Genomic DNA, 22,530 nt, shown 5'->3' on the forward strand with positions numbered 1-22,530 from the left:
ATGTTACTTGCAGTGGATGTGGGAAATTCAAATATCACTATCGGTGTGTTCGATGGCAACAGCCTGGTACATACCTCAAGAATGACAACAGGTATTTCAAGGACTTCAGATGAGTTCGGTGTATTCCTGGTGGAGCTTATGCAGATGAAGGGACTGACTGTTGATATGGTCACAGAGGTTATCGTGACATCGGTTGTTCCGGACGTTATGCATTCTCTTACAAACGGAATAAAGAAGTATTTTAAATCTAATCCTCTTATTGTGGAGCCGGGGATCAAGACAGGTATAAATATTGCCATACCAAATCCGAAGCAGCTTGGTGCCGACAGAATAGTTGACGCGGTGGCTGCATATGAGATCTATGGTGGACCTGTAATAGTTATTGATTACGGAACAGCTACCACCTATGACCTTGTAAATGAAAGCGGAAGCTTCGTGGCAGAGGTTACATCACCGGGTATAAGGCTTAGTGCAAATGCACTGTGGAAGGGAACTGCCAAGCTCCCGGAGATTGAGATAAAGGTTCCTGAAACTATCCTGTGTAAGGATACCATATCCAGTATGCAGGCAGGTGTATGTCTCGGACATATCGGTCAGACTGAATATATAGTAAAGCGTATGAAAAAAGAGTCGGGATATAAGACTGTAAAGGTTGTTGCTACAGGTGGTCTCGGAAAGATGATATATGAGAATTCGGATTGTATAGATGTGTATGATCCTAATCTTACTCTTCAGGGACTTAGGATTATAATGGACAAACAGAGATGATTTTCAAGGACAAATTAATTCTGGCGCCAATGGCAGGTGTATGTGACCTGCCATTTCGTCTTTTATGTAAGGAAAAGGGCTGTGACATATTATATACAGAGATGATAAGTGCCAAGGGCCTTTATTACAACAATAAGAACACCGGACCGCTGCTCATGACAACGGAGGAGGAGAAACCTATAGGTGTCCAGTTGTTTGGCTCAGATCCGGAGCTCCTTGCGGACATGGCAAATAAAATAGAGGATAGGGGTTTTGCATTTGTAGATGTGAATATGGGATGTCCGGTTCCTAAGATTGTAAATAACGGTGAGGGATCAGCACTTATGAAAGATCCAAAGCTCATAGGGGATATTGTAAGTGCCATGGTGAAGAAATGCAGACTTCCTATTACCATAAAGATAAGAAGCGGCTTCGACGAGGAACATATCAATGCACCAGAGATTGCACATATTGCGGAGGTAAGCGGTGCCAGTGCCATTGCCGTACATGGAAGGACAAGAAGCCAGTATTACAGTGGGCATGCGGACTGGGATGTCATAAGACAGGTTAAGGAGCGGGTGACCATACCTGTTATAGGTAACGGAGATATAAATGATGTGTTCGATGTTATAAAAATGAGAGAACAGACCGGCTGCGACGGTTTTATGATCGGCAGGGGAGCAAGAGGCAACCCATGGATATTTGACGAGATCAAGACATATCTTGAAACCGGGGAGATAAAGGCAAGACCTGATCTCCATGAAATAAAAGACATGATGTTAAGACATGCAAGGCTCATGATAGAGTACAAGGGTGAGTTTACCGGTATCCATGAAATGCGTAAGCACGTGGCGTGGTATTCGGCAGGCTTTAAGGATTCTTCCAAGCTGCGTAATCTTATAAACCAGGTTGAGACCTATGATGAGATGGTGGAGCTTCTTGATCGGTATATAAAATAGCAATATACAGGCTCCGGATATACAAAACAGGTGTCTATGGGGGTTGACCTGGTGTTGGGAAGATTATATAATTATTGGTACGATTGTTTTGACTGCGTCACGATTACTTCGTGACTGTGATGATCGTGTCTGGTTTGACAGGCGAATGTTAATAGGCTGATGTTCAGATCATAACGGAGGTAAAGGCATGAAGAAGTATAATAGTCCTAAAGCAATGTTAAGTTCAAGGATTAAGAAGACCGGTATAGGTATCTGTGCCGGTGTAATAGTTGTGTCTGCAAGTATTGGAAGCCTGGCGGCATTCAAGGCGGACGACAAGCGTGTCTATTCCAAGAACAAAAATATGTACATGTCAGAAGCCGGAGCTACGGCGTTGGAGGATAACAAATTCGATGTGCAGGTGGCAAGCTATACGGACGCCAACCCCGATGGTAATTTCAACGGCAAGGCAAGGATAGATGATGACAGCACCTTTGAACTGGCAAGTGCAGAAGATCATACTGCAAGAGATCATGTGGATCACAGAACAGGTGGTGCACTTATAGATACACCGGATAATCCCATAGAAGGAGCTACGGAAGAACCTACAACCCAGCAGTTTGTGTTTATACCAGCGGGAGGAAGTACCGGCGGTGGTAATTCCGGAGGCGGTAATTCCGGCGGAGGAAATTCCGGTGGTGGTAATTCAGGAGGCGGAGGCTCAGATGGGACTACAGAAGAGAAAAAGCCTACAGACGGAATGGAATATCTTGGTGAATATACCATAACTGCTTACTGTCCATGTGAGAAGTGTACGGGAAAGGTTGATCCTGACGGAATCACAGCCAGCGGTAAGAAGGCTTCACCTAATCATACCATAGCGGCTCCGACGGAATTTGAGTTTGGAACCAAGTTGTACATAGATGGTATCACATACGAGGTAGAAGACAGAGGCGGTGCCATAACCGGAAAGCGTCTTGACATTTATTTTGATACCCACGAGGAGGCACTTGCTTTCCCTATGGGAACCTATGACGTATATCGTCCAAAGAATTAGAAAATTTGCCGTGAGCTTATGCAAGCGGTATAACATCATATATATAAGGAGAATTGGCAGATGGAACTTATTTACAAAAGCACTAGAAATGCAAATGAAACAGCAACAGCTTCACAGGCAATATTAAAGGGTCTTGCAAATGAGGGCGGTTTATTCGTGCCTGATTCAATACCTGCGCTTGACGTGTCACTTGAGGCACTTGCAGCAATGGATTACAGACAGGTGGCATACGAGGTTATGAAGCTCATGTTCACTGACTTCACAGAGGAGGAGTTAAAGGCTTGTATCAATTCAGCATATGACAGCAAATTTGATACACCGGAGATCGCACCGCTTGTTAAGAAGGCAGGGGCATATTATCTTGAGCTGTTCCATGGCTCAACTATCGCGTTCAAGGATATGGCTCTTTCAATTCTTCCATACCTCCTTACTACATCAGCAAAGAAAAATGGTGTAAAGAACGAGATAGTTATCCTTACAGCAACATCAGGAGATACAGGAAAGGCTGCACTTGCAGGATTTGCAGATGTTCCCGGAACAAAGATCATAGTATTCTATCCTAAGCATGGTGTGAGTCCTATCCAGGAGAAGCAGATGGTTACTCAGAAGGGTGACAATACATTTGTAGTTGGAATAACAGGAAACTTCGATGACGCCCAGACAGGTGTCAAGAAGATGTTCTCAGATACAGAGCTTGCTGCATACATGGATGAGAAGGGATATCAGTTCTCATCGGCGAATTCAATTAATATCGGACGTCTTGTACCACAGATGGTTTACTATGTATATGCATACACACGTCTTGTGGCAGACGGAACAATAAAGGCAGGGGACAAGATCAACGTAGTTGTTCCTACAGGAAACTTCGGAAATATCCTTGCCGCATATTACGCTAAGGAGATGGGGCTTCCTATAGCCAAGTTTATCTGTGCTTCGAATGATAACAAGGTTCTCTATGATTTCTTCACAACAGGAACATATGACAGAAACAGAGAGTTCATTCTTACAACATCACCATCAATGGATATTCTTATTTCAAGTAACCTTGAGAGACTTATATATAAGATTGCAGGAAATGACGCAGTAAAGAACAGTGAACTTATGAAGTCACTTTCATCAACAGGTGTATATACGATCACAGATGAAATGAAGAAGAGACTTGAGGAGTTCGCCGGCGGATATGCTACAGAAACAGAGACAGCAGCAACTATCAAGAGGATATATGAGTCAGACAATTATATAATTGACACTCATACAGCAGTTGCGGCTACTGTATATGACAAGTATGTTAAGGAAACAGGAGATACAACTCCTACAGTTATCGCTTCAACAGCAAGCCCATACAAGTTCACAAGAAGTGTAATGAATGCTATTGACAGTGAGTATGACAGCAAGTCAGACTTCGAGCTTGTTGATGAGCTTTCAAAGCTTTCAAAGGTAAAGGTTCCACAGGCTATTGAAGATATACGTACCGCACCGGTACTTCATGATACAGTATGCGATAAGGAAGACATGCTTAAGGTAGTTAAGGGATTTTTAGGAATATAATATATCACGATTGCAAAGCAATCATCAATATAATTAGTGGCAAAATATACGCGACGCTTAAGTCTTGCTTAAGCGTCATCACGATTGCAAAGCAATCGTGATAATGGACAGTTCGTTTGTACCATCCTGTCGGTAAACAAAACTAGGGCATTATTAAAAATGGATCTGCGGTAGTGGCGGGGCTGTTTATATAATGTTTTAGTTTATAAAAGACGAAATGGTATATGCATTTCGTCTTTTTGTTATGGCAAAGAGAAAAGTGCGACATGCTTGCATGATCGCATTTGACGACTGCTGATCAGCAGATGAAACTTGCAAAGCGTGTTTTGTCGTTGTAAAAGCAACGATGAAAATGCAATAATTAAATAAGTCATGGGAATTCGAAGAAAAAAATGACCTAAAAGGTGAAAAGGAAAAAACAGGTCAAGAAAAACCGGGGAAAAAAATGACCTAAAAGGTGAAAAGGAGAAAACAGGTCAAGAAAAACCGGGGGAAAAGATGACCTAAAAGGCGAAAAGGAGAAAATAGGTCAAGAAAAACCGGGGGAAAAGATGACCTAAAAGGCGAAAAGGAGAAAACAGGTCAAGAAAAACCGGGGGAAAAGATGACCTAAAAGGCGAAAAGGAGAAAATAGGTCAAGAAAAACCGGGGGAAAAGATGACCTAAAAGGCGAAAAGGAGAAAACAGGTCAAGAAAAACCGGGGGAAAAGATGACCTAAAAGGCGAAAAGGAGAAAATAGGTCAAGAAAAACCGGGGGAAAAGATGACCTAAAAGGCGAAAAGGAGAAAACAGGTCAAGAAAAACCGGGGGAAAAGATGACCTAAAAGGCGAAAAGGAGAAAATAGGTCAAGAAAAACCGGGGGAAAAGATGACCTAAAAGGCGAAAAGGAGAAAACAGGTCAAGAAAAACCGGGGGAAAAGATGACCTAAAAGGCGAAAAGGAGAAAATAGGTCAAGAAAAACCGGGGGAAAAGATGACCTAAAAGGCGAAAAGGAGAAAACAGGTCAAGAAAAACCGGGGGAAAAGATGACCTAAAAGGCGAAAAGGAGAAAATAGGTCAAGAAAAACCGGGGGAAAAGATGACCTAAAAGGCGAAAAGGAGAAAACAGGTCAAGAAAAACCGGGGGAAAAGATGACCTAAAAGGCGAAAAGGAGAAAATAGGTCAAGAAAAAAGCGAAAAAACATGACCTAAACGCTGAAAAAAAGAAACAGGTCAAGAAAAACGAATAAGGCCGGAAGAAATATAATAAACGGCATTATGATATTGAAAACTGAAATTATACAAGAATATAGAGTAAGAAAAAACAGAAAGGAAGAAGTATGTACAGATTAGAAACTAATGCAAGCTTTGACAGTGCCCATTTTCTAAAGGGGTATCAGGGAAAGTGCAGCAACATACATGGACACCGGTGGAAGGTGGAGGTTGCAGTTGCAGGTGAGAGATTAAGTGAAGAGAAACAGACTAGGGGTATGTTGGTAGATTTTGGCAACCTGAAGGCTGACCTAAAGGCACTTACGGACTATTATGATCATTGCCTGATAATAGAGAGAAATTCCCTTAAGGATAAAACCATGGAAGCCCTTGTGGAGGAGGGCTTCAGGATCATACAACTTGATTTCAGACCTACAGCGGAGAACTTTTCCAGGATGTTTTATAATGAGATGGAGAAAAAAGGCTACGATGTTTATGAGGTCAGAGTATATGAAACTCCAAACAATATGGCAATATATTCTAAACCAGAATAGAGAAAAAACAAAACAGTATAAACTAAGGAGATAAAAAATGGCACAATTCAAAGTTGCTGAACGTTTTGTCAGCATAAACGGTGAGAGCGCAAGAGCGGGTGAGCTTGCGGTGTTCATAAGATTTGCAGGGTGCAATCTTAATTGCGGTTACTGCGATACAAAATGGGCAAATGAAAAGGATACGGAATATGAGCTGCTTTCCGATGAGGAGCTTATAAGCTACATTAAGAGAACTGAAATAAAGAATGTTACTCTTACAGGTGGTGAGCCTCTTATACAGGAGGATATAGATGAACTTCTTCTGAAGCTTTCCCTTGAGGGGGATATAAGGGTAGAGGTTGAGACAAACGGCAGCATTGATATAGCAGAGTTTAAGGCAGTTGCAGATGGAATTTCTTACACCCTTGATTACAAGCTTCCGGGAAGCGGATGTGAGGACAAGATGTGTATATCAAATTATAATTATGTTGATAAGAATGATGCCGTTAAATTTGTTGTGGGTTCCATCAAGGATCTGGACAGAGCGAGAGAGGTAATATACACATATGGACTTGATGTAAAGACAAGAGTATATATAAGCCCGGTATTTGGAAGCATAGAACTTGAGGACATAGTTGATTACATGATTGAAAATAACATGAACGATGTAAAGCTTCAGCTTCAAATGCACAAGATAATCTGGGATCCGGAGACGAGAGGAGTATAAAATGGCAATAGATAAGGACGCAATAAGAGAGCATGTAAGAGGAATATTGATAGCTCTGGGAGATGACCCTGACAGAGAGGGACTTAAGGAGACCCCCGACAGAGTTGCCAGAATGTATGAAGAAGTATTTGCAGGGATGAACTACACAAATGATGAGATAGCAGAGATGTATGGCAAGACCTTCAAGGAAGAGGACACAAGACATACTGAGGATATGGTGTTTGTAAAGGACATTGAGGTGTTCTCATACTGCGAGCACCATATGGCACTGATGTATGACATGAAGGTGTCTATAGCATATCTTCCTAAGGACAAGCTCATAGGATTAAGCAAGCTGGCAAGGATTGCCGATATGGTAGCCAGAAGACTTCAGCTGCAGGAAAGAATAGGCACAGACATTGCATATATTGTAAGTAAGGTTACAGGTTCAGAGGATGTGGCAGTTCTGATCGAGGCAAATCATAGCTGTATGACAGCAAGAGGAATTAAGAAGCCGGGAACAAAGACGTTTACCACAACCTTCAGAGGCAAATTTGAAAATGACATTACACTGCAGAACAAGCTGCTCCTGATGAACACTCATTAGGAGCAACGACAGGCAAAATAATGAAATAGATATCAAGTGTAATAATAAAATAGTTCAACAATAAATAAGTGCAAAAAAACCAAATGTAAAACCGGAGAGAAATATCAGAAGTAACGCGACAATCTAAATGTAAAACCGGAGAGAAATATCAGAAGTAATGCGACAATCTAAATGTAAAACCGGAGGAGCAATACCGGAAGTGACGCAAGGCTCCTGATACAAAAAAATAGAAAGGAAAAAAGAAATCTGATGATCCTTGATCGATCATCGGATTATAAGGTGATGACAATGAGAAATAAAGAAGAAGCGGTAGTAGTATTCAGTGGCGGACAGGACAGTACAACATGCCTTTTGTGGGCACTGAGCAGATACAAGAAGGTGTATGCTATTTCATTTGACTATGGTCAGAGACATGTGGCAGAGCTTGACTGTGCAAAGGAAATCGCAGAAAAACTTGGAGTGGAACATTATATACTCGATATGACATTGCTTAATCAGCTTGCACCTAACTCACTTACAAGATCAGATATTAAGGTTGATGAAAATGCGCCTGAGGTTGGAACACCTAATTCATTTGTAGATGGAAGAAATCACCTGTTCCTTTCATTTGTTGCGGTATTTGCCAAGCAGAAGGGAATAAGTGATATAATTACAGGTGTGTCCCAGAGTGACTTCTCAGGATACCCTGATTGCAGGGATGCATTCGTAAAATCTCTCAATGTAACTCTCAATCTTGCCATGGACTATGAGTTTAACATAATCACACCCCTTATGTGGATCGATAAGATGGAGACATGGAAGATGGCTGATGAACTTGGTGGACTGGAACTGGTTCACGATATGACACTTACATGTTATAATGGCATAAAGGGCGACGGCTGCGGACACTGCCCTGCATGTAAGTTAAGAAAGAGAGGCTATGACCTCTACATGAAGTACAAGAAGAATAAGTAGACCAGATCATGTGAAAAAGCAAAGTAAACTGTGACAGAAGCTGCAGAAAATATAACGAAAATGCCAGTGGAAAGTAACAGAACAAGTAACAGTAAAAGGTGCGCAGCCTAAAATAATAGACAGGAGATAATGTGTTTTATGAAGAAAATGTTGTTTGTTGTAAATCCTAAGGCAGGTAAGACAACACTTAAGAATAGCCTTGCAGATGTAATAGATATATTCATAAAAAATGACTACGAAGTTACCATTCATATTACACAGAATGCGGACGACGCGTCAAGGATAGCAAAAGAGAGAAGCACGGACTTTGATGTGATTGTGTGCGCCGGCGGAGACGGAACCCTTGCAAATGTAATAAATGGTATCATGCAACTTCCAAAGGCTGACAGAGTACCTGTGGGCTATATTCCATGTGGCTCTACAAATGATTATGCCAGGAGCCTTGACATTCCGGATGTGGGCATTAAGGCAGCGAGAAAACTGGTTAAGGCACAGCCATTTGCAGTGGATATAGGACATTTAACCGATAAGTTCTTCGTGTATGTGGCAGCATTTGGTATATTCTCGGATGTGAGCTATGCAACGCCACAGAATATGAAGAATGTGCTGGGACACGGAGCCTATGTGTTACAGGGCATAAAGAGCGTTATAAATATACCATCGTATCATCTGGTCATAGAGCATGACAACGAGGTGGAAGAGGACGATTTCATATATGGAATGGTGTCAAACTCCGTGTCTGTAGGCGGCTACAAGAGTATGGTGAGAAATGGTGTTGAGTTTGATGACGGTTTATTTGAATGCCTGTTCATAAGGAAGATCAGAAATCCTGCGGATCTTAACAGGACGGTTGGAAGTTTCATAGGAGGTTATCCAAATGACAAGAATATGGTTTGTTTCAGAACCTCAAATGTGAAAATCAGAAGTGACAAGGAGCTTGCCTGGACTCTTGACGGTGAGTTTGGTGGAAATACCACAGACTGTGAGATAGAGATTATACCGAGAGCTATAGATATCCTTGTGTCCGCTGAGGGGGATGAGTAATAATACATTGCTTGCACATATCTGTAATGATGATATAATGAGCGTTAGCGAGCGGGAATAAGCGTAGCTTATTCATCGGGAGCGGTGAGTGGCGATCATGAACTAAGGTCATGATATAATGTAATAATAAATTTAACTTAACATGTAAAAAGGAATGGAATAATTATGGGTAAGTATTTTGGAACAGATGGATTCAGAGGCGAGGCAAATAAGGACCTTACTGTAGAACATGCATTTAAGGTTGGAAGATATCTTGGCTACTACTATGGAAAGAAAAATCCTGAAGGAAGGGCTAAGGTAGTTATAGGAAAGGATACCAGAAGATCAAGCTATATGTTTGAGTATGCCCTTGTGGCAGGACTTACAGCCAGCGGTGCAGATGCATATCTTATGCATGTAACTCCTACACCTAGTGTGTCATACATTGTGAGATCAGATAACTTTGACTGCGGCATCATGATATCTGCAAGCCACAATCCATACTACGATAATGGTATAAAGGTTATCAACGGAATGGGATACAAGCTTGAGGCGGCAGTAGAGGAGGAGATAGAGGCATACATTGACGGTGAGATCGGTGAGATACCGCTTGCTACCAGAGATAACATAGGAAAGACTGTGGACTATACCATGGGACGAAACCGTTACATAGGTTACCTCATGACTATTCCTACAAGGCCGTTTAAGAACATGAGAGTAGGACTTGATACTGCAAACGGTGCGTCGTATCTTATCGCCAAATCTGTATTTGACGCACTGGGAGCAAAAACATATATCATAAATAACGATCCTGATGGATTTAACATCAATACTGAGTGTGGATCAACACATATTGAGAAGCTGCAGGCATTTGTCAAGGAGAATAACCTGGATGTGGGATTTGCCTATGACGGAGATGCGGACAGGTGTCTTTGTGTGGATGACAAGGGCGAGATCGTTGATGGAGATAAGATACTCTATGTGTGTGGCCGTTATCTCAAGGATAAGGGTGAGCTTAACAATAACACAGTTGTTACTACGGTAATGTCAAACCTTGGACTGTACAAGGCATTTGACAAGAAAGGCATTAACTATGAGAAGACTGCCGTTGGTGACAAATATGTATTTGAAAATATGATGGAGAACGGACACTCTATCGGTGGTGAGCAGTCAGGACATATAATCTTCTCAAAGTATGCTACCACAGGAGACGGTGTTCTTACCTCTCTTATGATAATGGAAGTTATCCTTGGAAGAAAGGTGAAGCTGTCAGAGCTGTTTAACAGTCTTACAATATTCCCACAGCTTCTGGTGAACATTAAGGTTACCAGCAAGGATGATGTTATGAACGACCCGGATATCCTTAAACTCAATGACGAGATCGCAGAGGAGCTTGGAGACGACGGAAGACTTCTTCTCCGTAAGAGCGGAACCGAGCCGGTTATCCGTGTAATGGTTGAGGCAGGTACAGATGAGCTCTGTAAGAAGTATGTGGACCGCATGGTGGACTTCATAAAAGAAAAGGGCTATGCCATATAATTAAAAGAATAAATACAGTGTTACAGCGATAATACTTGGGATTATTAAGCGTAACAGCCGAAATAAAGGAAATTTTTTATAATAATACTTAAAAAATTTCCTTTATTTTATGCAAGAAGCAGATTTGACCAAATTAGATTGACATTGAAATAGAAAACCTTTAAAGTTTAAATGGTCATTGTATATTGATACAGGTTACACAACTAAATAAAAGGTAATGCTTGTACGGGTTACCCGGAAACAATAAGGAACACGAGAGGCAGATTATGAACGACAATATTAGATCACATTATTATGATGAAGACGGTATACATGAGGAATGTGGTGTCTTCGGAATGTATGATTTTGACGGAAATGATGTGGCAAACTCGATCTACTATGGTTTGTTTGCATTACAGCACAGAGGACAGGAGAGCTGCGGAATAGCAGTGTCCGACACAGAGGGACCTAAAGGAAAGGTTCTGTCAAGTAAGGGAATGGGACTTGTAAATGAAGTGTTTACTCCTGAGGATCTTGGAAAGCTTAAGGGAAACATAGGTGTTGGACATGTGCGGTATTCCACTGCAGGAGCAAGCACCATTGAGAACGCACAGCCCCTTGTGCTTAATTATGTAAAGGGTACATTAGGCCTTGCTCACAACGGAAATCTTGTGAATGCACCGGAATTAAGGAGAGAGCTGTCCCTTACAGGAGCTATCTTCCAGACTACCATTGACTCAGAGGTTATTGCATACCACATTGCAAGGGAAAGAGTAAAATGCGGAACTGCTGAGGAAGCGGTGATCAGGGCGCTCAGAAAGGTTAAGGGATCTTACTCGCTGGTTGTAATGAGCCCGAGAAAACTTATAGGTGCAAGGGATCCGTTTGGTTTCAGACCCCTTTGCATAGGTAAGAGAGACAATGCATATATACTGGCGTCGGAAACCTGTGCACTTGATACTATAGGTGCGGAATTTGTAAGAGACGTGGAGCCGGGAGAGGTTGTTGCTATTTCACCGGACAAGGGAATAGTTTCCTTCAAGGACATGTGTCAGAAGGAACATGCAAGGTGTATATTTGAGTACATATATTTTGCAAGGACAGATTCATATATCGATCAGATGAGCGTGTATGAGTCCAGGATAATTGCCGGAAGATGTCTGGCAAAGGACAGCCCTGTGGAGGCTGATCTTGTGGTTGGTGTTCCGGAATCGGGAAACGCTGCAGCCCTTGGATACTCTATGGAATCTGGAATACCGTACGGAACTGCATTTGTCAAGAACGGCTATGTAGGAAGAACCTTCATCAAGCCTGACCAGAGCCAGAGAGAATCCAGTGTTAAGGTTAAACTTAATGTGTTGAAGAATGCAGTTAAGGGAAAACGTGTTATAATGATAGATGATTCCATCGTAAGAGGAACCACCAGTGACAGGATAGTGAATATGTTAAGGGAGGCAGGTGCCACAGAGGTCCATGTAAGGATCAGTTCACCTCCATTCCTGTATCCATGTTACTTCGGAACAGATATACCTGACAGGGAGCAGCTTATAGCTTACAACAGAAGTGTTGATGATATCTGCAGGATAATAGGTGCAGATACTCTTGCCTATCTGGACATTGACAGGCTTGGAGAGCTGTCGGGAGGAAGACAGTTCTGTCACGGCTGTTTCAGCGGAAAGTATCCTATAGCACCACCGACAGAGGATATCCGGGGCGAGCATGAGGATTTCAAGCGTGGAGCAGATTCAAAGGTAAAGTAGTTTAGGGAAGACCTGACAGGATTTTTATGTTATACTGTTAAAGTATGAAATAATCGCCGGTCTCAGACAGATCGGTGGGAGATAATAAGTTTTATGAAGAAAGGTGCAGACAAATGAGTAATGATAAGTATGTAAGCCCACTTTGTGAAAGATATGCAAGCAAGGAAATGCAGTATATCTTTTCACCTGACATGAAGTTTAAGACATGGAGAAGACTCTGGATAGCTCTTGCAGAGACAGAGAAGGAATTAGGCCTCAAGGACGCTGACGGCAATGACAGAATTACAGATGAGCAGATTGAAGAGCTTAAGAGCCATGTTGATGACATTAACTATGAAGAGGCTAAGGCCAGAGAGAAATTAGTTCGTCATGATGTTATGAGCCATGTATACGCATACGGTCTTCAGTGCCCTAAGGCAGCAGGTATAATCCATCTTGGTGCCACAAGCTGCTACGTTGGTGACAATACAGATGTTATCGTTATGACAGAGGCAATGAAGTTAGTCAGAAAGAAGCTTTTAAACGTGATCGCTGAGCTTGCAAAATTTGCAGAGAAGTATGAGGATCTTCCTACACTGGCATTTACACATTTTCAGCCGGCACAGCCAACTACAGTTGGTAAGCGTGCAACCCTGTGGATGCAGGAATTACTTCTTGACCTTTCTGACCTTGAATATATGATAGGACAGCAGAAGCTTCTTGGCTCAAAAGGAACCACAGGAACCCAGGCAAGCTTTCTTGAGCTCTTTAACGGAGATCATGAGACCATAAGAAAGATCGACGGAATGATAGCTGAGAAGATGGGATTTAAGGAGTGTTATCCTGTTTCGGGACAGACCTATTCCCGTAAGGTAGATTCAAGAATACTCAACGTACTTTCGGGAATTGCCCAGTCAGCACATAAGTTCTCAAATGATATAAGACTCCTTCAGCACCTTAAGCAGATCGAGGAGCCGTTCGAGAAGAATCAGATCGGTTCATCAGCTATGGCTTATAAGAGAAATCCTATGAGAAGTGAGAGAATTGCTTCCCTTGCAAATTACGTTATGGCAGATGCTTTAAACCCTGCAATTACAGCGGCAACCCAGTGGTTTGAGAGAACCCTTGATGACTCTGCAAATAAAAGAATATCAATACCTGAGGCATTCCTTGCAATAGACGGAATTCTTGATCTCTACTTAAATGTTGTTGACGGACTTGTTGTATATGACAAGGTTATCTATCAGGCGTTCATGAAGGAGATCCCATTCATGGCAACTGAGAATATAATGATGGACGCTGTTAAGAGAGGCGGAAATCGTCAGGAGCTTCATGAGAAGATCCGTGAGTATTCAATGGAGGCAGGAAGACAGGTTAAGGCTCTTGGCCTTGAGAATAATCTTGTGGATCTTATTGCAGCGGATCCTGCATTCGGTATGACAAAGGAAGAGATCACTGCAATCCTTGAACCTAAGAATTTCGTTGGACGTGCTCCTGAGCAGACAAGAGAGTTCCTTGCTGAGATTGTCAAGCCTATCCTGGATGCAAATAAGGACGAGCTTGGAATGACTGCTGAGATTAATGTATAAAATGCATTAAAACAATATTCAGATAAAATATCCGGTAATGAAAATATTTGTTTCTAAAATATTTTGAGTGGATATGTATTTAAAGAAAAATGGAACTGCTGTTTTACAGCAGTTCCATTAATTTTTTAGCGGCAACACTCATGCCGTGGGTGTGGTCGCTTATTATACACATCTTTCTTGCAGGGATCGGATTGTTGAACTTAAGTTCAAATACCTGGTGGTCGCTTATGGCGTCCTCGGCGAAGTCGTAGACTACAGAGCCTATCCCAAGATTTTTCGCTGCAAATTGAACTATCATATTACTGGTTGATAGCTCAAATTCAGGTGTGAGGGATACGGCATTCTGGAGAAGGAAGGTATCTACATATTTTCTTGTGCTGGTATTTGGCTCAAGGCAGATGAGGGGTAGCTCCATAAGGTCGTGGTATGACAGAACCTGATCCCTGAGATATTCGAATTTCTTTCCGGCAATGAAGCAGTCCCGCAGTGGTCTTGCATCCCGTATGGACAGTCTTGTGTCTCCGGGCAGTGGGGTACTGACTATGCCGAAATCTATTCTGTTGGCATAAAGGTGTTCGATGGTAAGTGGAGTGGGAGCGTTGGTGACAGTTACCTTTATTCCGGGATACAACTGGTGGAATTTCTCCAGGTATGGGAGCAGATAATATTGTAGCGTCATGTCACTGGCACCTATTCTTATCTCACCGGAATCCATGTCTTTTAGATCAGTTAGTTTTTTTTCTCCCAGAAGTATGCTTTCATAACCCTTTGCCACATAGTGGAACAGGGTTTCCCCTGCCTGGGTCAGCTTGACACCCCTCTTGGTGCGGATGAATAATTCCGTATCCAGATCATTTTCCAGGGCTTTTATCCCCTGACTTACCGCAGGCTGGGATATGCACAGCTCCTTTGCTGCCAGGGTGATGTTGCCGGCTTTCGCCACATAATAAAAAACCTTATAGTATTCAAGATTTATATTCATGGTTAATGAGACCTTTCCTTGTGTTCTTAATTCGAAATTTACAAAAATATTATATCATAAAATATACTTATGTTAAATATAAACAATATTAATTTTACTTATATTTAACAATTAGATATAATCATAAAGTAAAAGGTGTAAAGTTTCTTTTACACCTTTTCTCTATTATGTATAGTTTTGTACAATGTGATGATTTCTGCCACATCGTTACATTTGATGTGTGTGCCATCATTATGTTGTAAGGACAAATCAATGATTGCCGATAAAGGCAACGAAAGAGAGGAATTTATTATGGTAAGAGCAGTCGTAGGTGCAAACTGGGGCGATGAAGGAAAAGGTAAGATCACAGATATGTTAGGACAGGAGTCAGATATAGTTATCAGATTCCAGGGTGGAGCAAATGCAGGTCATACTATTGTAAATGACTATGGTAAGTTTGCACTCCATACACTTCCGTCGGGAGTTTTCAGCGATAACGTAGTAAGTATAATCGGAAATGGTGTTGCACTTGATATTCCAAAGCTTTTTAATGAGATAAAGACAGTTGTTGCACAGGGGGTTCCTACACCTAAGATCCTTGTTTCAGACAGAGCACAGATGGTAATGCCATATCATATCATGTTTGATACATATGAGGAGGCAAGACTTGCAGGTAAGTCATTTGGCTCAACAAAGTCAGGTATCGCACCATTTTATTCAGATAAATATGCAAAGATCGGTTTTCAGGTTTCAGAGTTATTCGAGGATGAGGAATACTTAAGGGACAAGATCGAGAGAGTTATAACCCAGAAGAATGTGTTACTTGAGCACTTATATCATCAGCCATTATTAAAGGTAGATGATATCTACAATACATTAATGGAATACAAGAGCATGGTTGAGCCTTATGTATGTGATGTTTCAGCATACCTCTACAAGGCTATCAAGGAAGGAAAGAATATTCTTCTTGAGGGACAGTTAGGATCAATGAAGGATCCTGATCACGGTATCTACCCAATGGTTACATCATCATCAACACTTGCAGCATACGGTGCCATCGGCGCAGGTATCCCACCATATGAGATCAAGCAGATCATCACTGTATGTAAGGCATATTCAAGTGCCGTTGGTGCAGGAGAATTTGTAAGTGAGATATTCGGCGATGAGGCAGATGAGCTCAGAAGACGTGGCGGCGACGGCGGCGAATTCGGTGCTACCACAGGACGCCCAAGAAGAATGGGATGGTTCGACTGTGTTGCTTCACATTACGGCTGCAGGATTCAGGGTGCAACAGATGTGGCATTTACTGTACTTGATGTACTTGGATACCTTGACGAGATTCCTGTATGTGTTGCCTATGATATTGATGGCGAGATTACAACAGATTTCCCAACAACAAATAAGCTTAGGAAGGCTAAGCCTGTATACGAGACTCTTCCTGGATGGAAGTGCGATATCAGAGGTATCAAGAACTACGAAGACCTTCCTGAGAACTGCAGAAAGTACATTGAGTTCATCGAGGAAAAGATCGGCTTCCCTATCACAATGATCTCAAATGGTCCTGGAAGAAACGATATTATCTACAGAAATAAGTAATAGATCAGGATAATGACTGTTAAGGCGATTCCTTACAGTGGACAGAAAACGGCGGTGTTCATGCGACACCGTCTTTTTTGTTATCTGTTGTGGCAGTCGTCAAGTGCAACATGCTTGCATGATTGCATTTGACGACTGCTAATCAGCGGATAAAACTCGCATAGCGTGTTTTATCGCTGTTTTTTGGGTTGAAAGAGTGCGGCAACAATTATATAATTATGATGTTATGTCGCAAGGCAAATATGAGAAAACGGAAGAAATAATATTGGAAGAACATTTAACACACATAGTTAAGAAAAGACCTGCCACAAGAAATGCATACAGGATTGTAGGGCTTATATTCATTATCCTTGGAGTGTGGCTTATATACATGGCATTTAACGGAAGCGGAATGAGGATGATAAAGGCTGCTTTTGGAATATGTGCCATATTGTATGGCTGTACATTATTTGCAGGGTCCTTCAGACCGGCAGCATATACCGCCACCTATGTATTTTCTGATGATGGTATACACATGATACAGAAGAACAGGACCAGGATAATATCCTATGACAGTATTACAAATATTAATCTCGTGATTCCGAATCCGGACATGCCTTATTATATAATAAAGCTTGATATGGGAAGAAAGAACATGATACTCCCTTTTTCGGGTAAACGCGGCCAGTGTGACGCCATATATAAGGTACTGCTCAAGAAGACTGGAATATATAATGAGGCAACTGAGTAAACGAACATAGTTTAATTGGACATGGTTAAATTGCCGGATGTTCAATAAGGTTGGAGTGATAAGATGAAAGATAAGATTTTAGAGATTCTAAGGGAAAGTAATGATTTTGTGTCAGGGCAGGAGCTGTGCCGGAAACTTGGGGTTTCAAGAACCGCCGTATGGAAGAATATAAACAGCCTTAAGCAGGCAGGATATGTAATAGAAGGGGTAAATAATAAGGGCTATCGTCTTGTTTCTGAGCCGGATGTGATGTCTGAGGAGAATATCAGAAAGTACATGGCTCCGGATAGCATGATAAAGAGGATATTTTATTATGATGAGACAGACTCCACCAATATCCGGGCGAAGATCGCCGGAGAGACAGACGGACAGGACGGTGATCTGTTCGTGGCAGACTGTCAGGTAAGCGGAAGAGGAAGACGTGGCAGAGGCTGGACTACGGACAGCAAAACAGCTATTGCTATGACATTTCTCCTTAAGCCGTCTGTTGAGATAACCACTGCCTCAAGACTTACTCTTGTGGCAGCCCTTGCCATAGCAAGGGCACTGGGACATGTTGAGGGCATAAAGCCTCAGATCAAGTGGCCTAATGACATAGTGATCGGCGGTAAGAAGATATGCGGTATCCTTACGGAGATGAGCTCTGAGGGTGAGGATATTAAATATGTTGTGGTAGGAATAGGGATAAATATATATAACAGGGAATTTCCGGAGGAGCTTAAGGACAGGGCTACTTCCATATTCCTGGAAAATGGCAAAGGTGCCAACAGGTCAAAGATCGTGGCCTGTGTTGCAAATGAGTTTGAGAGGCTTTACCGTATGTTCTGTGAAAATCAGGATCTGGGATTTATGGTGGATGAGTATAACGAAATGCTGGTGAACCTTAACCGGAAGGTGTATGTGATAGAAAATGAAGATAAAACCGAATACACAAGCCTTGGCTTAAGTCCTGACGGAGGTCTCAAGGTCAGGGATATAGACGGCAAGGAGTCAGAGATAATATCCGGAGAGGTGTCTGTCAGGGGCATATACGGATATGTATAAGTAAGATTAAGTAGTGGAGTACCAAAAAGTAATAATTTGCACAGGTAACGTACATCTGCTATAATCGAGAGGACGTTAAGCTAAATGAATATCAGGGGGGATTCCCTGAAAAGATAAATTAAGGAGGCTTTTTAAGATGAATAAGATTCAAATGACAACACCACTTGTTGAGATGGATGGAGATGAGATGACCAGAATACTCTGGAAGTATATAAAGGATGAACTTATATATCCATTTATAGATCTCAAATCAGAATATTATGACCTGGGTCTGGTACACAGAAATGAGACAGACGATAAGGTTACATTTGACTCAGCATATGCAACAAAGAAGTATGGTGTAGCTGTTAAGTGTGCAACCATAACTCCAAATGCAGCCCGTGTTAAGGAATATGATCTCAAGGAAATGTGGAAGAGTCCGAATGGTACTATAAGAGCTATACTTGATGGTACAGTGTTCAGGGCACCTATTGTTGTCAAGGGAATCGAGCCATGTGTTAAGAACTGGGAGAAGCCTATTACAATAGCAAGACATGCCTATGGCGATGTATATAAGAGTGTAGAGATCGACGTTCCGGGTCCCGGTACTGCAGAGCTTGTATTTACAGGTGATGACGGACAGGTTATCAAGGAGACCATCCATAAGTTTGACGGACCGGGAGTTATCCAGGGACAGCATAATATTGACAAGTCTATTGAGAGCTTTGCGAGAAGCTGCTTCAATTATGCTCTTGATACAAAGCAGTCATTATGGTTTGCCACAAAGGATACGATCTCAAAGAAGTATGACCATACATTCAAGGATATCTTCCAGGAGATATTTGACAATGAGTACAAGGAGAAGTTTGATGCAGCAGGAATCGAATACTTCTATACACTTATAGATGACGCAGTTGCAAGAGTAATGAAGTCAAAGGGTGGTTACATCTGGGCATGCAAGAACTATGACGGTGATGTTATGAGTGATATGATCTCATCTGCATTTGGTTCACTTGCCATGATGACATCAGTACTTGTTTCACCGGACGGAAATTACGAGTATGAGGCAGCTCACGGTACAGTAATGAGACATTACTACAAGTACCTTGCAGGAGAAGAAACATCAACCAACTCGGTTGCAACAATATTTGCATGGTCTGGCGCTTTAAGAAAGCGTGGAGAGCTTGATGGAATCAAGGAGCTTCAGGACTTCGCAGATAAGCTTGAGGAAGCAACAATAAAGACTATAGAGGATGGAAAGATGACAAAGGATCTTGCCCTTATCACAACCCTTCCTAACCCTGTAGTATTAAATAGTGAGAACTTTATAAAGGCTATCAGAGAAACATTGGAGGCATTATTAGGTTGCTAGGATATAGTGTATTGATGGCGGTCTATTATAAGGAAAAATCTGATTGGTTACGCATAAGTCTGGACAGTATATTTGCCCAGACTTATGTGCCGTCAGAGGTTGTGATAGTAAAGGACGGACCGCTTAATGCTGAGCTTGATTCTGTACTTGATGAATACGAAGACACATATAAGGAAAAGATAAAGATAGTAGCCCTCCCTGAAAATGGAGGACTTGGAAAGGCTCTGGCAGCAGGACTTAAGGTGTGCACAAATGAATATATCGTAAGGGCGGATACAGATGATTATTCAAAGCCTGACAGGGTGGAGAAGCAGCTTAAGGCAATGGAGGCTCATTCTGCCGATGTGATAAGCTGCTATGTCAGTGAGTTTGACAGAGACATGGAGCATCCGGATAAGATCAAGGCTGTGCCTGTCACCCATGAGGAGATCATGAAGTACGGAAGAAGGAGAAATCCATTTAACCATCCGGCAGTCGTGTTCAGAAAAAGCAGGGCAGTACATGCCGGTGGATACAGACATGCTCCGTGGATTGAGGACTATGACCTGTGGATAAGAATGCTTATGGACGGCTCAAGGGGGTACAATCTTGAGGAACCGCTGGTGTGCATGAGGGTAAATTCCGACACCTATATGCGTCGTGGTGGCAGGGAATATCTGAAGTCCATGAAGGCCTTTAACAGGAAGTATTACAAGGCAGGCTGGTTTTCATTTGCAGATTATATGGTAAGGACATCAGCCAATATCCTGGTGGCTCTTTCCACGAACAGGCTCAGGGACATAATATACAAGAAGTTCTTAAGGAAACAAAGCATATAAGAATTTGCAAAGGATACCAATATATGGTAATATCAAGAAAGTGGCTTTATATGCCATTAACTCATTTTATAGATTCGTAAAGGTGGATTGGCCAATGACAATTACAGATGAAACCATTGATTATGTAGGCATACTCGCCAAGCTGGAGCTTTCTGCGGAAGAGAAGGAGCAGGCGAAGAAGGATATGTCTGATATGCTTGATTATGTGGGCAAGTTGAACGAGCTTGATACAGACAATGTAGAGGCCATGAGCCACACATTCCCATACAACAATGTATTCCGTGAGGATGTGGTGACAAATGGTGATGATAGAGAGAATCTTTTAAAGAATGCACCGGAAGAAAAAGACGGCTGCTACAAGGTTCCGAAGACATTTGATTAAGGAGGTAGAAGGACTTGGATTTAATGAGTTTGACTGCCGTTACATTAGGCAAGAAGATAAAAGCAGGAGAGGTAAGCGTTGCAGAGGCCGCCAAAGCCTGCATGGACAGCATTGAGAGATATGACAGCGAGTATAACTGCTTTGTGACAGTGGCTGACAGAGAAGGCGTGATGAAGCAGGCAGAGGAGATACAGAAGAAGATAGATAATGGGGAGCTTACAGGTCCCCTTGCAGGTGTGCCTGTGGCTATCAAGGATAACATGTGTCTTAATGGAATGCTCACCACATGCTCATCAAAGATACTTTCAAATTTCGTACCTACATATACCTCAGAGGCTGTAGAGAAGCTTATTGAGGCAGGTATGGTCATAGTAGGCAAGACAAATATGGATGAGTTCGCCATGGGAAGCACAACAGAGACCTCTTATTACGGCGAGACAAAAAACCCATGGGACAAGAATAAGGTTCCGGGTGGTTCATCAGGTGGTTCTGCGGCAGCAGTTGCGGCAGAGGAGGTTGTATGTGCCCTTGGATCAGATACAGGTGGTTCCATAAGACAGCCTGCGTCATTCTGTGGTGTTACAGGTATCAAGCCTACCTACGGAAGAGTCTCAAGATATGGTCTTATTGCATACGGTTCATCTCTTGATCAGATCGGACCTCTTGCAAAGGATGTTACAGACTGTGCGGCACTCCTTGAGATCATTTCCCAGTATGACAAGAAGGATTCCACATCAGTGAACAGAGATGATAATGATTTCACCGGTGCTCTTGTGGATGATGTAAAGGGGCTTAAGATAGGTCTTCCGAGAGATTATTTCTCAGAAGGGCTTGACCCTGATATAAAGGACGCTGTTTATGCGGCGGCTAAGAAGCTTGAGGAAAAGGGAGCTATTGTAGAGGAGTTTGACCTGGGAATGGTTGAGTATACTATCCCTACCTACTATATAATAGCAGCGGCAGAGGCAAGCTCAAACCTTGAGCGTTTCGACGGAGTTAAGTACGGCTACAGAACAGACAGCTATACAGATCTTCACAACATGTACAAGAAGAGCCGTTCAGAGGGCTTCGGTCCTGAGGTTAAGCGTAGGATCATGCTTGGTTCATTTGTACTAAGCTCAGGATATTATGATGCTTACTATGTAAAGGCGTTAAAGGCTAAGGCACTTATAAAGCGGGCCTACGACAAGGCATTTGAGAAGTATGACATAATCCTTGGACCTGTTGCGCCTACAACAGCTCTTAAGATGGGAGAGTCACTCAGTGATCCTATCAAGATGTATCTTGGAGATGTATATACAGTACCTGTAAATCTTGCAGGACTTCCGGGTATATCACTTCCGTGCGGATATGACAGGGACGGAATGCCGATAGGACTTCAGATGGTCAGCGACGCATTTAATGAAAAGACTATAATAAGAGCTGCTTATGCATATGAGCAGACAAGAGAATATAAGAGACCTGCAGATGTGGCAGAAAGGGGGCAGAACTAAC

At 42.2% G+C, this 22,530-nt stretch carries 20 protein-coding genes; 19 read left to right on the forward strand and 1 reads right to left on the reverse strand.

Features of this window, described 5'->3' with window-relative positions:
- From DXB54_RS08745 to purB, 12 genes are all read left to right on the forward strand, one after another.
- Positions 1-768, forward strand: a complete 768-nt coding sequence (locus DXB54_RS08745; RefSeq protein WP_118694932.1) for a type III pantothenate kinase — start codon at positions 1-3, stop codon at positions 766-768.
- Positions 765-1,706 carry a tRNA dihydrouridine synthase DusB gene (gene dusB, locus DXB54_RS08750; RefSeq protein ID WP_118694933.1) on the forward strand — a complete coding sequence of 314 codons (942 nt, stop codon included), beginning with the start codon at positions 765-767 and terminating at the stop codon, positions 1,704-1,706. Before DXB54_RS08745 ends, dusB begins: the two co-directional genes overlap by 4 nt.
- Before the next feature lie 187 nt (positions 1,707-1,893).
- Positions 1,894-2,742 carry a 3D domain-containing protein gene (locus DXB54_RS08755; RefSeq protein ID WP_118694934.1) on the forward strand — a complete coding sequence of 283 codons (849 nt, stop codon included), beginning with the start codon at positions 1,894-1,896 and terminating at the stop codon, positions 2,740-2,742.
- A 60-nt stretch (positions 2,743-2,802) separates the two neighbouring features.
- Positions 2,803-4,290, forward strand: coding sequence for a threonine synthase (gene thrC, locus DXB54_RS08760; protein ID WP_118694935.1), 1,488 nt, complete (start codon positions 2,803-2,805; stop codon positions 4,288-4,290).
- 1,323 nt (positions 4,291-5,613) lie between these two features.
- Entirely contained in the window at positions 5,614-6,039 is a 426-nt protein-coding gene (gene queD / locus DXB54_RS08765; protein ID WP_118694936.1) for a 6-carboxytetrahydropterin synthase QueD, read from the forward strand.
- A 37-nt stretch (positions 6,040-6,076) separates the two neighbouring features.
- Positions 6,077-6,745, forward strand: coding sequence for a putative 7-carboxy-7-deazaguanine synthase QueE (gene queE, locus DXB54_RS08770; protein ID WP_118694937.1), 669 nt, complete (start codon positions 6,077-6,079; stop codon positions 6,743-6,745).
- A 1-nt stretch (position 6,746) separates the two neighbouring features.
- Positions 6,747-7,331, forward strand: a complete 585-nt coding sequence (gene folE, locus DXB54_RS08775) for a GTP cyclohydrolase I FolE (protein WP_021937596.1) — start codon at positions 6,747-6,749, stop codon at positions 7,329-7,331.
- Positions 7,332-7,619: 288 nt separating this feature from the next.
- On the forward strand, positions 7,620-8,285 hold the full coding sequence (gene queC, locus DXB54_RS08780; RefSeq protein ID WP_118695021.1) for a 7-cyano-7-deazaguanine synthase QueC: 666 nt from the start codon (positions 7,620-7,622) through the stop codon (positions 8,283-8,285).
- Positions 8,286-8,423: 138 nt separating this feature from the next.
- Positions 8,424-9,329 carry a diacylglycerol/lipid kinase family protein gene (locus DXB54_RS08785; RefSeq protein ID WP_118694938.1) on the forward strand — a complete coding sequence of 302 codons (906 nt, stop codon included), beginning with the start codon at positions 8,424-8,426 and terminating at the stop codon, positions 9,327-9,329.
- A gap of 165 nt (positions 9,330-9,494) precedes the next feature.
- Positions 9,495-10,847, forward strand: a complete 1,353-nt coding sequence (gene glmM, locus DXB54_RS08790) for a phosphoglucosamine mutase (RefSeq protein WP_021937593.1) — start codon at positions 9,495-9,497, stop codon at positions 10,845-10,847.
- 266 nt (positions 10,848-11,113) lie between these two features.
- Positions 11,114-12,586 (forward strand): amidophosphoribosyltransferase, encoded by a 1,473-nt coding sequence (gene purF / locus DXB54_RS08795; protein ID WP_118694939.1) that lies wholly within the window; start codon positions 11,114-11,116, stop codon positions 12,584-12,586.
- Positions 12,587-12,699: 113 nt separating this feature from the next.
- Entirely contained in the window at positions 12,700-14,154 is a 1,455-nt protein-coding gene (purB, locus tag DXB54_RS08800; RefSeq protein WP_118694940.1) for an adenylosuccinate lyase, read from the forward strand.
- Between the two features lie 103 nt (positions 14,155-14,257).
- Here the strand turns inward: purB and DXB54_RS08805 are convergent, their stop codons facing one another.
- On the reverse strand, positions 14,258-15,136 hold the full coding sequence (locus DXB54_RS08805; RefSeq protein ID WP_021937590.1) for a LysR family transcriptional regulator: 879 nt from the start codon (positions 15,134-15,136) through the stop codon (positions 14,258-14,260).
- A 291-nt stretch (positions 15,137-15,427) separates the two neighbouring features.
- Here DXB54_RS08805 and DXB54_RS08810 point away from each other — a divergent pair, with 291 nt between their 5' ends.
- The 7 genes from DXB54_RS08810 (at position 15,428) to gatA (ending at position 22,529) form a co-directional block, all read left to right on the forward strand.
- Positions 15,428-16,711, forward strand: coding sequence for an adenylosuccinate synthase (locus tag DXB54_RS08810; RefSeq protein ID WP_118695022.1), 1,284 nt, complete (start codon positions 15,428-15,430; stop codon positions 16,709-16,711).
- A gap of 265 nt (positions 16,712-16,976) precedes the next feature.
- A complete protein-coding gene (locus DXB54_RS08815) occupies positions 16,977-17,441 on the forward strand; it encodes a hypothetical protein (protein ID WP_118694941.1) in 465 nt (154 codons plus the stop codon).
- A gap of 63 nt (positions 17,442-17,504) precedes the next feature.
- Positions 17,505-18,485, forward strand: coding sequence for a biotin--[acetyl-CoA-carboxylase] ligase (locus DXB54_RS08820; protein ID WP_118694942.1), 981 nt, complete (start codon positions 17,505-17,507; stop codon positions 18,483-18,485).
- 136 nt (positions 18,486-18,621) lie between these two features.
- Entirely contained in the window at positions 18,622-19,836 is a 1,215-nt protein-coding gene (locus DXB54_RS08825) for an NADP-dependent isocitrate dehydrogenase (protein ID WP_021937586.1), read from the forward strand.
- 14 nt (positions 19,837-19,850) lie between these two features.
- Positions 19,851-20,654, forward strand: a complete 804-nt coding sequence (locus DXB54_RS08830) for a glycosyltransferase (RefSeq protein ID WP_118694943.1) — start codon at positions 19,851-19,853, stop codon at positions 20,652-20,654.
- 94 nt (positions 20,655-20,748) lie between these two features.
- Complete coding sequence (gene gatC, locus DXB54_RS08835; RefSeq protein ID WP_021937584.1) at positions 20,749-21,036, forward strand: Asp-tRNA(Asn)/Glu-tRNA(Gln) amidotransferase subunit GatC; 288 nt, start codon at positions 20,749-20,751, stop codon at positions 21,034-21,036.
- A 23-nt stretch (positions 21,037-21,059) separates the two neighbouring features.
- Positions 21,060-22,529, forward strand: coding sequence for an Asp-tRNA(Asn)/Glu-tRNA(Gln) amidotransferase subunit GatA (gene gatA, locus DXB54_RS08840; RefSeq protein ID WP_199708751.1), 1,470 nt, complete (start codon positions 21,060-21,062; stop codon positions 22,527-22,529).
- Position 22,530 lies beyond the last annotated feature (1 nt).

Origin of the sequence: Coprococcus sp. OM04-5BH (assembly GCF_003482105.1) — a bacterium.
In the GTDB taxonomy this organism is placed as follows: Bacteria; Bacillota; Clostridia; order Lachnospirales; family Lachnospiraceae; genus Coprococcus.